Source organism: Pirellulales bacterium, assembly GCA_035939775.1.
Taxonomy (GTDB): domain Bacteria; phylum Planctomycetota; class Planctomycetia; order Pirellulales; family DATAWG01; genus DASZFO01.
Map to the genome: position 1 here is coordinate 1 of DASZFO010000217.1, position 14,922 is coordinate 14,922.

Annotated in this window: 11 protein-coding genes; 4 read left to right on the forward strand and 7 right to left on the reverse strand. The window is 61.1% G+C overall.

The features are described 5' to 3' along the window. Positions 1–417: 417 nt before the first annotated feature. The 3 genes from VGY55_13520 to VGY55_13530 form a co-directional block, all read right to left on the reverse strand. Positions 418–642 carry a hypothetical protein gene (locus VGY55_13520; protein ID HEV2970986.1) on the reverse strand — a complete coding sequence of 75 codons (225 nt, stop codon included), beginning with the start codon at positions 640–642 and terminating at the stop codon, positions 418–420. A 314-nt stretch (positions 643–956) separates the two neighbouring features. Then, complete coding sequence (locus tag VGY55_13525) at positions 957–1,253, reverse strand: hypothetical protein (protein ID HEV2970987.1); 297 nt, start codon at positions 1,251–1,253, stop codon at positions 957–959. 8 nt (positions 1,254–1,261) lie between these two features. After that, positions 1,262–1,516: a CHAT domain-containing protein gene (locus VGY55_13530; protein HEV2970988.1), complete on the reverse strand. Its 255-nt coding sequence runs from the start codon at positions 1,514–1,516 to the stop codon at positions 1,262–1,264. Between VGY55_13530 and VGY55_13535 the strand changes: the two genes are divergently transcribed. The 3 genes from VGY55_13535 (at position 1,506) to VGY55_13545 (ending at position 3,116) form a co-directional block, all read left to right on the forward strand. Then, positions 1,506–1,793, forward strand: a complete 288-nt coding sequence (locus VGY55_13535; GenBank protein HEV2970989.1) for a hypothetical protein — start codon at positions 1,506–1,508, stop codon at positions 1,791–1,793. The genes VGY55_13530 and VGY55_13535 overlap by 11 nt on opposite strands. A 156-nt stretch (positions 1,794–1,949) precedes the next feature. Beyond that, a complete protein-coding gene (locus VGY55_13540; protein ID HEV2970990.1) occupies positions 1,950–2,171 on the forward strand; it encodes a hypothetical protein in 222 nt (73 codons plus the stop codon). Between the two features lie 3 nt (positions 2,172–2,174). Then, a complete protein-coding gene (locus VGY55_13545) occupies positions 2,175–3,116 on the forward strand; it encodes a tyrosine-type recombinase/integrase (GenBank protein HEV2970991.1) in 942 nt (313 codons plus the stop codon). Between the two features lie 116 nt (positions 3,117–3,232). On the opposite strand, the gene VGY55_13550 is transcribed toward VGY55_13545, so the two are convergent. Then, on the reverse strand, positions 3,233–7,921 hold the full coding sequence (locus VGY55_13550; protein HEV2970992.1) for an autotransporter-associated beta strand repeat-containing protein: 4,689 nt from the start codon (positions 7,919–7,921) through the stop codon (positions 3,233–3,235). Positions 7,922–8,175: 254 nt separating this feature from the next. On the opposite strand from VGY55_13550, the gene VGY55_13555 reads away from it, so the two are divergent. Then, a complete protein-coding gene (locus VGY55_13555; GenBank protein ID HEV2970993.1) occupies positions 8,176–8,499 on the forward strand; it encodes a hypothetical protein in 324 nt (107 codons plus the stop codon). A 59-nt stretch (positions 8,500–8,558) separates the two neighbouring features. Here VGY55_13555 and VGY55_13560 read toward each other — a convergent pair whose 3' ends face one another. The 3 genes from VGY55_13560 to VGY55_13570 form a co-directional block, all read right to left on the reverse strand. Continuing rightward, positions 8,559–11,396 (reverse strand): autotransporter-associated beta strand repeat-containing protein, encoded by a 2,838-nt coding sequence (locus tag VGY55_13560; protein HEV2970994.1) that lies wholly within the window; start codon positions 11,394–11,396, stop codon positions 8,559–8,561. Between the two features lie 543 nt (positions 11,397–11,939). Next, positions 11,940–12,881 carry an aldo/keto reductase gene (locus VGY55_13565; protein HEV2970995.1) on the reverse strand — a complete coding sequence of 314 codons (942 nt, stop codon included), beginning with the start codon at positions 12,879–12,881 and terminating at the stop codon, positions 11,940–11,942. A gap of 381 nt (positions 12,882–13,262) precedes the next feature. Next, complete coding sequence (locus VGY55_13570; protein HEV2970996.1) at positions 13,263–13,637, reverse strand: hypothetical protein; 375 nt, start codon at positions 13,635–13,637, stop codon at positions 13,263–13,265. Positions 13,638–14,922 lie beyond the last annotated feature (1,285 nt).

Genomic DNA, 14,922 nt, shown 5'->3' on the forward strand with positions numbered 1-14,922 from the left:
GATCAATGACACTGCCGGGGTAACGAAGGTTTGAATTCATTTAGCCGCTCAACGTCGCTCTCACGACCACGTTGTGTCACGGTCTCCCGATCGTGGCACAGACTTCGACCCTGTGCCCTATCGCTAATCTTGGCCGCTAGCGGATGGTTTATCGGTGGAGGAAATGGCCTTCTCGGTTCGGTCTTGCCCCCGATATGTTTCGCGGATCGTCGGGACCAACGCTCCGGCGATCATCGGCGGCTCAGCTTTGGGCGAGTCAGCCCGCGTGGCCGCATTATCCTCGTCCGCGGGCAGCCGGAGCAAGGGATTCGCGGGCGCGGGGAGCCGCGATCCCCGCCGCCCTCTGGCGGACGCATCGCCGGGTGGGATACTGGGCGGCCGGAATTCGGTAGCGTCCTAGAATTCTATTGCTCGGCCTCATTGCCCCGGCGGACTTCTAGCCAGCAACTCGACGATCGCGACCAACACGCAAGCCCACAACAGCACAAGAAGCGCCAGCGGGATCGAGGCCGGCCGTACATCGCAAATGATCCAGACGGCAACCGCCACGATCGTCGTGACCACGAACAGCGATCGCAAGCTGAATTGAAACCAGCGGCGTTTGCGCTTCGGCTGCTCGGCTTTGGGCGGCTCGGTTTGCATGGCCGCATTATCCCTGACCGCGGGCAGCCGGAGCAAGGCTGCCGGATCCGGCGGCAATCGCCGACATTCTGGACGATTCCGAATCGCTCCTCGCGCCAGCCTTGGGAGGCTGGGTTTTGGGCGGCTTCGCCAGAAGATCGCCGCTGCGCAAGCATCGTCTCAAGAACCATTCGGCACACGCAGGAAATTAACGACCGCTCTTCGGACTCTTAGGAGATGGGGTTTGGTTTCACTTGGATCATAGTTGACGCAATGCGAACTACTATCTCTCTGCTTCTCGGCATTTGGGCCATCGGTGCCAATGCTCCCCAAGTTCAGGCCGACAAGGAACTGGACAGTCTCCAAGGGGAATGGCACGCCGTCACTTTCGAGGCAAACGGGGAAACCGTGTCCACCGCAAACGCGGGATGGAAGGTAATCATCAATGGGAGGAAGATTTCGGCCCGATCGTCATTGGCCAGCACGGGCAGAATCGTATTGCTCGTGCCGTCAGTGAAGTCGGCAATCTTCGTCGGCTTGTCTCCCTCGAATGCCAAGCCTTTTCCGACTGGGGCGAGGAAGGTCGTCGTGCCATCCGCTGGACGACGTGGATCTTGAAAACTGGCCGGCATCCGGGAGATCAGCGCCAATCACCGCTGAGTACGAACGCCGCCCAATAGTAAGGGGGCAAGCGGTGATCTCTATTGGGCGGCTGATCGTCCTTGAAATCCAATCCGCGCTTCACACCTTCACGGAGCATGCTCAATTGCGCCTGCCGTAGGGCTTCGAGTTTCGACATCTTCTTCTCGCCCCACAGGTTTTCATACATCTCGATCATCAGGCTCCGCGAGGCATCGTCGCTCACCTTCCAGAGCGTGGCGATCGTGATTGCCACTAGCAACGACACCAGCTTGATCGACACGGCGCTCTTGGAGCGGTTCGGCGCGCCGCTGACGTTCGATAGCTGGGCGGGGCTGGCCGAAGCCGGAGCGAAGCGCGTCGTCGCGATTTGGGCGGCCGAATCGGACGGGGCGCCGCTGCCGTTTCAGGCCAAGGATTGGGGCTGGCACAAGTCCGGCGGCAAGCCCCATCGCTACAGCTTGCGGACCGCGCTCGACGCGCTTCAGCAAGCCCTACTCGAACTGCCGGAACCGGCGGGGGTGGCCGCATGAAACCGCTCAAACCGCTACCGGGGCAGAAACCATTGTTCGACGAGTGTACGCCGGAGTTAGTGAACTACGACGGCGAAATCTTAACACAAGGGGTGCTGTTCCGCCCGCCGGAGTCGGCGGGGGAACCGCCCCCAATTGAACCGATTGGAGTGAACGATGCCGAAAGTCACAGAGACTCTCCGCGAGCTGGTCCGGGGGATTGAATACCGGACGGCCAAAGGTACCGGATTGCAATACCGCGTTCTGCTCGAATTCGTGAAGGAAATGCGCGTGCCGAGTGGTCCCGCAATCGACGTGCTGGCCGAGCATTTCGGCCTAGAGCTACAACCCAAAACCAAACCCAAGGGCCGGACGGCCGACCCGAAGCCAAGGAAATAAACCATGATGACCGAATTGATTCCCGTTCCCACCAGCGCGCTGGCGACCGACGACACGGTTCGCCGCTTGCTCGACGATTTTCTGGCCGGCTTGAAGCCGAACACGCTGCGGACCTACCGGCAGGGGCTTGCCGACTTCGCGTCGTTTGTCGGCGCGGCGGATGCCAACGACGCGGCCGGGATCCTACTGGCCGGCGGCCACGGCGAGGCGAACCACTTGGCGCTGGCCTATCGCGCCAACATGGTCGAGCGCGACCTATCGGCCAACACGATCAACAATCGCTTGGCCGCGATCCGGTCGCTGGTGAAGCTGGCCCGGACGCTGGGGATGATCGGCTGGGCCATCGACGTGGGGAATGTAAAGGCGCGCCCCTATCGCGACACGGCCGGCTGCGGCGCCACGGGCTATCGGTTATTGCTCGAATACCTCGACCGTCGCGCCAACACCAAGACGATCCGCGACCGGGCGATTGTCCGACTGCTATTCGAGCGCGCCTTGCGACGAAACGAAGTGGCATCGCTCGACGTGGCGCACCTCGACGTCGACGCGGGGACCATTGGCGTTCTCGGCAAGGGGCACACGGACCGCGAGACACTGACGCTGCCCGAGCCGACCCGACGGGCGCTGGCCGACTGGCTGGCGATCCGCGGCAACGAGCCGGGACCGCTCTTCATCAACCTCGACCGGGCCAGGAAGGGCACCGGCCGCCTGACCGGCGCCGGTATCTTTGCGATCGTGACGGCGCTGGGGGATGCGACGGGCCAGCGGGTCCGCCCCCACGGCCTGCGCCATGCGGCCATCACCAAAGCACTCGACGCCACGGGTGGCGACGTTCGCGCCGTCCAGAAGTTCAGCCGCCACGCGAAGGTGGATACCGTGCTGGTCTACGACGACGCCCGCCGCGACCTCGGCGGCGACGTGGCCAAGCTTGTGGCTGGCAATTAGAGGAACCTAACTTGCGTCGGGCGGGCGGACCGCCGCGGGTTGGGCTGCTGCCAACAATGCAGCGTCGAGCGCCCAGCCGACAACCCAAGAGCCCAGCGTCGCAGCGGCGAAGAGGATCAGACTGTTTGACATCGGAAGTGCTTTCGCACGAACTGGGTACTAATCACACCCAAAACCGCAAGGAGCGCCAGCGCAAGCGTGGATGCCTCGGGCACCGGCGATGCATTGCCGATCACACCGGAATTTCCAGCCGAAAGCGGCATCGGATCGGTGTCACGGGCGGCCACGCTACTCAAGTTGGCCGTACTGATGACGCCGTCATTAAAAGGGACACTGGGCGTCAGCGAGCCAGCCAACACGAAGTCGCTGGATTGACCGAGCGGATTGCCGGAGGAGTCCGAAGCGTCGATCGTCGCCAGGGCAGGCGACCCGGCCGTGCCGCCGATCACGAGCGCGCCGGCCGTGATGTGATTTGCGGTGAGGCTCGCGCCAGCGTTGACTTGCACGTTGCCGGGGCCGTCGATGCCGCCGACTTGCTGGTTAGTGCCCGAGACGAGCACTCCGACCGCGGCATTGCTATTGTTCGCGATGTTCACGCGATTCGTGCCGGAGGAGAGCGCGGAGACGGAACCGGCCAATTCTAGCGTCGCGCTTTTGGTCACCGTCGCGGTCACTCCGCTGCCGACCGAGGCCGCGCCGGAGGTCAGGCCGAATCGCAGCGTGGCCGTCCCGCCGACTGACAACGCCGTCGCATTGCCCAGGTTGACCGAGCCGGTGATCGCCGTCACCCCGCTTCCAGACACGGAAATTGAGTTATGGCCCGCAACGTTGTTCAGTGGACCGGAGATCGTAAAGACGCCACCGGAGTTCTGCGTGACGTTCAAACCGCTGGCCAACGTGATCGGGGCGGCAATCGTCTGCGCGCCGTTGCCGTGGGCGCCGGAGACATTGATTGCCGCGGCAGTTGATCCGGCGGCTTGCAGCGTCAGCGTGTGCGGCCCGGCGATCAGATAGTTGTTCGGGCTGTCGAACTTGAGCGTGCCGACGGTCGTGTCGGCGTCGAGCGTCACTGTGCGATTGGCCGTGATGATGGTCGTGAAGGCGGCCGAATCGCCGATGCCGCCAGGCGCGACGCCGCCGAGCCAGTTCGAGCCAACCGACGCGTTGCCGCTGGCATCAACTCCCCAGGTCTTGTCGCCACTGGTTGTCGTGAGGATGACGAGACTCGTGGGCAGATAGACGGCCGAATAGGTCAGGCCGGGCGCGGGCGAAGTTCCCGTGAGCGAAGAAAACGTTCCAGACTCACTGGCATAGGTCATTACGGTGAACTTATCTCCCGAGACCGGGACGAAGCCGTTGTACGGGATCAAGTTGAGCGTGCCGCTGAGATTGGCGCCGGCGGCCACGTTCACTTGGGCATAGTTGTTGGCGCCGTTGCCGGGCGTCGTGCCGCCGAGGTTGATATCCAGCGCGCTGGCCACGCCGTAGATCGCGTTGCCGCCGATGCCAATAACCGCCGGGCTGTTGCCGACTTGATGAGTTCCCTCGAAATCGACAGTCCCGCCGCCGGAGAACGATGAAGCTCCATGCACGGTGCCGAAAAACACCGCGTAGCTTCCTGTCGCGGTGCGAAACAGATTGCCGTTGTTCCAGACATCACCGTAGAACGAGACGGTGTTCGCGCCGGCGCCGATCAGGAGCTTGCCGGTCCCCGGTCCAGTGATCGTGCCCAACATGTTGGTGACGCCGGGAAGATTGACGCTGCCGTAGATGTTGGTGTTGCCGCCGGAGAATTGGATCGCGCCGTTATCGGCCAGGCCGAAGACCGACGATTGATTGGCACCGATGCCCGTGTTCGAGCCGACGGGAACGATCAAGTTGCCTTGGCTGTTGATCTGGCCGGTGCTGGCGATCGTGAGCGGTTGCGAGAACTCGGCGGTTCCTCCTTGCAGATTGATATTCCCCGCATCGGGGCCGTTGGCGCCGGAGAGCTTGATGCGCCTGCCGCTTTCAGCGCGAATTTCGCCACCGGCGTTATTGGTGACGGCGTTGGCGATGACGCCGTCGCCGTGAATCAAGCCGGTGTTGGCGAGCGAGCCGGGGCCGGTCAAGAGCGCGCTAGCGCCGCCGAGCTGGATTTCGCCAGCGTTGGTCGAGGCGCTGTTTAGGACGGCGGTCTTGTTTGGTCCGATGTAGAAATACGCCCCGGAGTTGTTGGTCAGCGCGCCGGAGTTGATGGTCATCGTTCCTGCGTCGAGGACGAGCGAGCCGAAATTGTCGAAATATCCGGCGGTGAAACTGCCGCCGGTGACGTCGAGAGTTGCTCCGCTGTAGTTGAAGACCTGTTGAGCGACGGTGAACGAGCCATTCGTCGTGATCGAACCAAAGCTCTGCAAGTTGCTGTTGGTGGAGAAGGTCCCGCCGTTTACGGTCAACGTGGCAGTCGAGCTTGACCAAATGGTGGGGCCCGCGACATTCAAATTGCTCCCGGCCCCGAGGGTGAACGAGCTGCCCAACGCTCCGCCGCTGCCGATCGTCAGCCCGCCCGCGCCGGTGATGTCGAGCGTTCCGCTAGTAAAGTTGAACGTTCCGTTGTTGACGAGATTGCCCGTGCTGAGCGTGCCGCCGGAGAGCGTGAGCGTCTTGAATTGATCGATCGTCGTGGTGCCTGTGAGGGTCAGCGACTTGGAAGGATCGAGGGTCAGGCTTTGACCGAGCAAGCCAACAACGCCGACATTGAAACTCCCGATGAACGACAGCGACCCGGAGTTGAAATTGAGCGTGCCGCCGTTGTTATTGAGCGTTTTGAGATCGACGATGCCGCCGTTGATATTGATCGTCCCTGAGGGATTAAGCGCGGTTGTTCCACCCGTGCCGACAGTGAATATACCGTTATTGGAGACAGTCAAGGTCGCCGGGTTGACGATCGAATTGACAATGTATTGTCCGACACTGACATTAGCGCCAGGATTGAGCGTCACTGTCGAACCAGTGCCGTCGACCGTGAACGTGGCGCTTTGCCCGGAAGGGGTCAATCCGTTGACAATGTCAGGGTTCGGGTCTAAAAGGTACAAATTTCCCAATGCCGTGATCGTTGATCCCGACAGAACGGAGATGTTTCCATTAGTGTTGTTTGCTATTGAAAACGCGAGATTGACATCGGCGCCAAACGTGCTGCCGGAGGAGCCATTTTGGAAGGTGATTTGGCCGACGGAACCCCCCGAAGCGATCGAGGTCGAGCCAGCTACGGTCAGTTTGGAATTGGCGCCGTCGACTGTAATCGTTCCATTAGTTGTCGTTCCGACGATAAGTCCACCCGACGAAGAGAGAATCCCGCTCAGTTCTACGGAGACCGTCGCGCCGCTGGCTACGGTGAGAAGCCCGCCTGCGAGGGTCTCCATCTTCGCACCACTGTCGCGGATAAGGTAATTGCCATTGCTGGTCGTAGTGTAATTTCCCGTGAACGAAGCCCGAGCGCCGGCGCCTTCGACGATCATCTGCTGACCCGGGGCGAGCGAGAACGTGCTGTCGAGGTTAGCTGTTTGGAGTACTCCGCTGATGTCTACATTGCCGTTGGAAATGAGCGTTCCGGTGACGGCCCCGGCGCCGACATTGACCGCACCGGTCGGGGCAATTTCTAGCCCTGCCGTTGTGAGCGACGCTCCGTTGACGGTGGTCCCAATGTTTAGCGTACCGGTCCGGCCGCTGCCAAAGGACCCGACGATTATTCCGTTGAGGGGATCCGTTTCTGAAACCATGCCTGTTCCATCGACCGTGAGCGTTCCGTTCTGGCCGGCAACGATGCTGGTGCCGATGAAAAGGCTTCCACCACCGCTCAGCGAACCGCCCGAGGGGACAAGGACCGTGCCGTTGTTGATGTACGTCGGGCCGTTGTACGTGCTGGCGCCGGAGAGCGTCAGCGTGCCGAGGCCGTTCTTGGTAAGACCGCCGTCGATGGCATTATCGCCGGGGACCGTCGAGTGAACGAGCGGCTGGGTGATCGTGATGTTGAACCCGTTGGTGTCGATGATCGCACCGCCATTGCGGACATTGGCGGTCGTCAGGCCCGACATAAACGAGGTTTGGTCCATCGAACTCTGGTTCGCGTTGGGTCTCAGCGTGCCGCCGTTGAAGTTGAAGATAGATGGCCCGAAGCTGTAGATCGCACCGCCGATGGTTGCCGTGCCGCCGTTGAGATTGAATGTTCCGGTGACGCCGGTATTCCCGAGGACCAGATCGTTTGACGCATTGGTCGTGGTGAGGCTTCCACTAGAGAGCGTATATGTCCCATTCGCGCCGGCGCCAATGCGGAGCCAGGAATTGGCGCTCTGGTTGGTGAAGAGATTGACCGTTCCGCCGGTCTGATTCACAATCCCAGGACTCGCGCTTCCCACGTAGAAATTGCCGGCGCCAGCCTCGGTCAGGAGGCCCGTGCCGCTAACGTTCAACTGCGCGGTGCTTGTACCGCCGTTGCCGACGACGACGCTTTCATTATTGACGACGTCGGCGCTGACGTTCAGCGCGCCCCCGGAATTGACATTGACAATCCCAGTGCCGAGCGCGCCGCTTGAGACGAACAGGGCGGTGAATGTCGGCGCACTGCCCGTGACGGTTGCCGTTCCGCCGTTATTGAGCTTGGCATTGTCTGTCCCGGTCGGCACGCGGGCGGGGCTCCAGTTCGACGCGGTGTTCCAGTCAGCAGGGCCCGCGACATTCCAAACGACGTCGGCGGCTGATGCCGATCGGCCAAAGGAAACGGCGAGTGCCGCGACGAGCGCGGCGGCGATGCTTCGAGACATGCACATAATGCGCTCCTACGCTTGAGGTGAAGAGCCGGCACCCCAATATGCTAAAATCAGTCGCCTAGGAAGGCAAGAAAAAATGATGGAGAAATGAAGTACGCGGCGCGGGCGGAGTGCCATGTCCACCACCGTGCGCGGACATGCATCGCGGTCGATGCGGCGGCCGACGCGATCGTAGGATGTGTCAAGCGAAGCGCTGACGCATCGTCAGACGACCACCGCTCTCGGTGCGTCCGCGCGGACTTGACGTACCCTACGTGCGGGTTCGAGCCAAGCGGAGGAGCGCCATCATCGCCGAGCCGAACAGCGCGAGCAGGGCCAGCACGAGCGTCGAAGGTTCTGGCACCGCCGAGGGATTGCCGTTCGCCGTGGCGCCGTTCACGGATGGTCCGGCCGAGATCGGATCGCCACTGGAGCCGCCGGCGCTCGGAGGATCCGAACTCGAAGAACTCGGCGCACCGGAGGCGAACGGAGCGCTTGGAGCAAGAGACCTGGCCAGCCCGAAGCCGCTCGACGCGGCCAGCGTGCTGCAACTGCTAACCTGCGTCGGTCGGGCGGACCGCCGCGCGCAAAATCTGTGACAGGAGTGCAGCGTCGAGCGCCGAGCCAACTAATCAAGAGCAGAGCGTTGCGGTCGCGGCTAAGCGGGTCTGACTGTTTGAGATCGGAAGTGGTGCCGCACGAACTGGATGCGACCTACACCCAAAACCGCAAGGAGTGCGAGCAGAAGCGTGGAGGGTTCGGGCACCTGCGAGGCATTGCCAATCCCAACGGAATTGCCCGCTGCCGGGACAGCCAGATCGGTGCTGTCGGTAGTTGCCGTACTCAAGCTTGCGGAACTCATGTCGGGCGCTCCGAACGGGTCGCTGGGCGCCAGCGACCCGGCCAAGACCAATCCGCTCGACTGCCCCAAGGAATTGCCCGACGCATCGCTGGCGTCGATCATCACGAGGGCCGGACTTCCGGAAGTTCCGCCGATAATCAGCGCGCTTTGGACGACGTGATTGGCCGTCAAGTCGCTCCCCGCGTTGACCTGCGTAGCGCCCGAACCGTCGATATTGCCGACTTGCTGGTGCGTGCCGGAAACGAGCAGGCCGGGGGAGTTGCTGCTGTTCATGACATTCACGCGATCGGCGCCGGACGACAAGGCCGACACCGAGCCGGCCAATTCCAACGTGGCGCCGGACGCGACCGTGGCCGTCACGCCCGTGCCGATGGTGGCCGCGCCGCTGACGAAGTTGAATCGCAACTTGCCGGCGTTGACTTGCAACATGCTATTGGCGTTTAGCGTGGGGGCGCTGTTGATTTCGAGAGAACTGGTCCCGGACTTGGCAAACGTGCCCGAGTTGATCAGCACGCCCTGAAACGTGGTGTTGCCGCTCGATTGATTGTCGGTCAGCGTGACGCCCGAGCCGATGCTGAGACTGACGGCGCCGGTGCCGCTTACCGTCCCACTGAGACTGCTTACGTTTTGGTTATTGCCGAGATTGACGGATGAGGTGACTCCACTGGCGGCGTTGATCGCGAGCGGGCCCGCGCCGAGCGTGCCTGCCCCGGTCGTGCGGAGCGTGCCGCCACTCACGATGGTGCCACCGCTGTAAGTGTTGTTGCCGCTGAGCGTCAGCGTGCCGGCGCCAACCTTGGTCAGGGAGCCGGCGCCGGCTATCACGCCCGGAACCGAGATTGCGTTGGCCTGCGTGTCGATCGTGCCGCCAAAGCCGTTGAGGAGGATCCAGCGATTCGCGCTGAGCGACATGGCGCCGGCAAATTGGAGCGTGCTATACGTGCCTTGGTTAAAGGTGATATTGGTCACGGGCGAACCGGGAACCGCCCCTAGGTTGTTGTCGGCGGCGACGTTCAGTGTGCCGAAGTTGATGAGGGTGCCGCCGCTGTACGTGTTGTTGCCGCTCAGGGTCAGCGTGCCGTCGCCGGTCTTGGTCAGGGCGCCGGTGCCGCCGATCACCCCGCTCAGCGTGAGATTGGTTGACGACGAGTCAATCTGGAAATTGCCGCCGCTGCTGCTCAGCGTGAACGCCATTGTGCTCGATGCAGTGGCGCCGCTGTATTCGAGTGTGCCGCTGACTGCGTTAGAACCCAGCGTGACGCTGGTGTTGGCGCCCAGCGTGCCGTTCGTGCCGGCGTTGTTAATGCTGGGGATGACGAGAAAGCCATCGACGTTAAGCCCGCCGCTGAAGCTGTTGCCGTAATTACTAAGCGTCACCGCGAGGCCGGACACGATCGTCAGGCCGCCGGGGCCCATGATGAAGCCGCCCAAGTTCAGGGGCGAGTTGGCGGCAAGAATTGCGCCGCCGCCTTGGAGTGTAAAAAAATGTGCATCCTGAAAGTCGCTCATGAAGCCCTCCCATTCCAGTGTGCCGGTATGGCCGCTGGAACCCAATGTGACGGGATTGGGGCCCAAAGGGCCGTTGGTGCCTTCGCTGTTGATCGCGGTGACCGCCAGCGTGCCCTGCTGGACCTGGAGGCCGCCGCCGAACGAATTCCCATTGCCGAGAAACAAGGTGCCGGCGCCGGTCTTGACGACGGACATTCCGCCAATCAAGAAGCCGTAGTAGCTGTCGTTGCCGGCATTGTTGATGGTGAGCGCGGCCCCGCTGCCCGAAACTGTGGCCGACGAGTCGCCGTTGAGGCCGGCAACGGTGACGCTGTTGCCATTGAGAGACAATGTTCCGTTGCTGCCCGAACCGAACGTGACGGCGTTGGGCGAATTCGAATTGAGGGCGCCCGCGCTGTCGACCTGGAGGGTCCCGGCGTTGATCGTCACGCCGCCGGTAAACGTATTGTTGCCGCTCAGGGTCAACGTGCCGGCGCCGGACTTAACCAGATCGATCGTTTTGATGCCGCCAATGGCGCCGCTGATTGCGGTGTTGCCGGCGCCGGCGACCGTCAGTACTGAACCACCCCCTGGCTTGTCGGCCGCGCTGATGGCGCCGCCGAAGTCCAGCGACACGCCCGTGTGCGCGCTGTTGTCGGCCAATGTGTAATCCCCCTCAAGCGTCAGCGGAGCGTTGATCGTTTCGTTAAGGTTGCTGCCGGAAAACGTGCTGGCGATCTGGATCGTGCCGCCGGAGGTCATCAACAGCGCGTTGCCGCCGGTCGTGCCGATCGTGTAGGCCGCGGTCGATGTGACGAAGGTGATGTTTTTAAGATTGCGATTGGCATCGGGGGTGATGGAGGTCACTATGCTGCCGGAATTAAACGTCGCCGTGTCAGCGTTCGTGGTTCCGGAAGTGGCGCCGGGAACAATCGTATTAAAGATCCCGCTACCCCAACTGCTTGTAACTGGCCAACTGCCGCTGGTTGCTCCCGGATACCAGGTGTTGCTGCCGCTGGCGCCCAGGGCGGCGCGGCTCGCCGCGAGGGCCGACAGCATGACGAGCGAGAATCTGAGCGAACTGGGCACGATTCGTCGCCGACACAAGACGCCCGCCGCGACCGCGAAGCGATGAGCGCTGCACATGATGCGCTCCTCGATTGAAAGAGAAGAGTTGCCAGCCCCCTTAAGGTACTACCGGAGCCCAGCGAACGCAAGGAAACCTGCGAAGAGAATTCCGCGGCGAATCGCGAGCGGCCGAGGAATGCGCTCCTTGCGCTCAGCTCAAGGAATCTCGTCACGCAACAGCGTGACGATCCCACGGGAATGCCGTCGCGTCGAAGCGTGAACATTACACCGGCGTTGCCGCGCGCCGACGCACGACGTTAAGGCCGCCAATGGCCAGCTTTCGAGGAATTCTGCGATCGGCTCGCACTACCGGGTAGCCAACAAAATGCCGGCCCTTCCACTCGCCTCGGCGCCCAATCCCCGGATCTGGGAAACCTACCCGTGCATCCGCAGCTTGTTTTCCGGACCACTTAGGCGGGGCGGCGGCGCGCGTCGGTTTGATCGACCGCAGCATCGGCGATTCGAAGGTTTCCGGTTAGCGTCGCCTTATATCGCACACTTGGAGCCCTGCCTCAGACGAAACTCACCCACGAATCCTGCTGAGAAGGCACTTGCTCAAAATCACTTTCGTCTCGGAATGAATCCAGGAACACCGGTCTCCACAACGGCATTAAACCTAACTCGCGACTTGATTCCGTCGCTAATCTCCCGCATCGCGTCTTCAGGAAGGGCGGAAACGTCAAAGTTCTCTTGGATGCGGCTGGGGGTTTTCGAGGTCGTCAAGAGTGCCGTCCCGCGCTGGATCGCCCAGGCGAGCAAGACTTGCGCCGCCGTCTTGTTGACTCGCTTGGCGATAGCGACGACGACAGGATCTTCCACCAACTTGGGCTCGCTGCTATGGCCCAGGGCCGCGAAAGCTTGCATCACGATGCCATTCTTTCTGCAGTAGTTCAACAGGTCCCATTCCGGGAGATATGGATGGGATTCGACGTGAACGACTGCTGGCTTAATCCTGGCGGCTTCGACGATTTCTTGTACCTGTGGCAGGCCGACGTCGGATAATCCGATGGCCTTACACTTCCCTTCATTCACCAAGTCCTCCATCGCCCTCCACGTATCCAGCAACGTCACCCCTTGGTCATAAATCACCTTGCCGTTGGCGTCTCTCGGATCTTGCTCGTCTCCGGGCTGGAAAGCGAAGGGGGTGTGGATGAGATAGAGATCGACGAATTCGAGTTGGAGCTTCTTGAGACTGGCCTCGCAGGCGGGTTTGACGCGCTGCGGACGATGATTTGTATTCCAGAGCTTCGTGATGACAAACACGTCCTCCCGCTTGATCTTCCCGCCCTTGAATACCTCCTGCATCGCTTCGCCGACCTCCCTTTCAGTTCGGTAGCGTTCCGCCGTGTCGATGACGCGAAATCCTGCTTCGAGCGCCGCCTTGGTCGCGTTTCTGGTTGCTATCGGGTCGGGAATGAGTGTGCCAAAGCCGAGCGCGGGAATGGCGCCGGATCCATTGTTGAGGGCCATTTTCGTATAGCGGAGGTCGTCGGGATTTGCCATCGTTTTGCTCCTTAGACAGTCGGGTCTGTTGTGAATCAATCTGTCTTCACTTCCAACACGACTCCCAATTCAATTGGCAAACCAAATGACGGGCTCGCCGCGCCGGAAGAACTAGATCTTAGCAAAGCGAACCCTGCGCGGGTGTTTCTGCTGACGGCATAAAAACTCGAAATCTCTCGGCGTGCAGCGGCGTTTAATGGATGTCAAACGGTCCATTCGCCAAGCACAAGGAGGGTTTTCGAGTGAACGCTACCATATCCTGGGTGCTCAGCGTGACCATGACGAATTCACGCTTTCGCTCTTTGAGAAACGTAAGCAGGTTCATGCCCCTATCATACCACGTCCCACGGTTGACGCGGCCTGACGCGGGCGGCTGGATTCTCAGCGGCGGAGAATCTGGCAATGCGGCAATGCCTTCTGAAGGTCTTTCACTCCGGCGTCGGTGACGTTGGTTCTGGCCAATTCAAGCGTTTGAAGATTGATCAACCGTTTGAAAAAGCCCAGCCCAGCATCGGTGATTTTGGTTCTCGTGAAATCCAGAGATCGGAGCTGAGTCAACTCTTCAAGTTGCACGAGTCCAGCGTCCGTGACTTCGGAGCGGCCGCTGAAATCCACTCGATAGACGCTACATTCTCCCGCCCACTCAAGAAACCAGCTCGGTTCGGATGGGTTTGCGGGATTGTTGTACAACACTCGGCCGCCGAGCTTGACAAGTGCTTCCACTGCTTCGCGATCTTTAAGCTGTTGTTTCATCATTGCTGTATTATCGCCGACCGCGGGCAGCCGGAGCAAGGGATCCTGGGTGGCCAGAGAATTCAGAGGGGCGCCGTAATTCGAGCGGACCAAGTTGACTTACTCGATCTCACGTATGAAGGTTTCTTGGCAGGTCCGCCGCGCAAAACTGAAATTATTTCTTTCCGATTCCAGCGTGGTCCGTTGCTCTTAGAAGCGGAGCGGAATCCGCATTTATTCCATACCTGGGGCTGGACCGGCAACGGACTTGGTGACCCTGCTTCGGCAAATCGTTTCGTCGTCTACGGACATGGTCGCCTTGTCGGCGTGCCAGCCGTGATCCTTTTGGTCTGGCTCATGAGGAGCTGACCCTCATGCCGCAATCACATGAATTGCACGAGGTTCTGAGCCGGAGCAAGCAATACGGCGTCGGTCCAACGCGGGCTTTTTCATTTGGGAATGCTGAAGATGAACTGCGAGATTTGCGGGAAGCCAGCGACCAGCGCCGTCAGCGACCTGAAAGAAGTCCCGTCGTCGGGTGAATCGAGGCAATGGGAATCGGACGGCGAGCCGCATTTCTTTTGTGACGAACACGCACGGCAGTCGATCCACCGTGCTCTGCCGCCGGATTGGCGATACAAGACGGCGCGCTCTTGATCGCCACTCCGTTTGCCAGTCGGCAAGCGGCGCCCGCGATGAAGCCGATGGCGCGAGTGAAGTCAGTCGCCGTAACGGCTAGATCGCAACGAGCCGCACGAGCGCCACACGGGTCGGCCGCACGTTGAAGGCCAACTATTGCAAGCGTCGTTCGGCGCCGTAGAATGATTCCCGCGGCCGCGCCCTTCCTTTCAATTCGTGTGCGATTTTGTTGCCGCAGAGGCTGGCTTGATTTATGGCTCTCGATCAAGCGGAAGTGACGTACTTGCGGTACATCCGTAAACAGGGCGGAGGATACGCGGCCGACGAATCTACTGGTCACTATATCGCAAGCGCTCTTGGCCTTTCTTTGACCAAGTTCAAGGAGATGCACGCACGGCTCCTCCAGCGAGGGCTAATCGCAGCGTCTGCCGGGCGCGACCCGTTCAACGGTACTAACGCCAGTTTTCGGGTTTCGATCACCGTCGCGGGTGAGGCAGCACTTAAGCGGCCCAAGCAGACCGCCCCTGTACGAAAGTTCGTCTGGTGGAAACCGCGGACTTGGTGGGCTTGATCCCGAGCCGTGTTGGGGAGGATTGGATATGGGGGCGTTGTTTGTCTTGACGCAAACTTTCCAGTCTCCCGATGATCGTCGTCACTTCTGGCAGTAGTC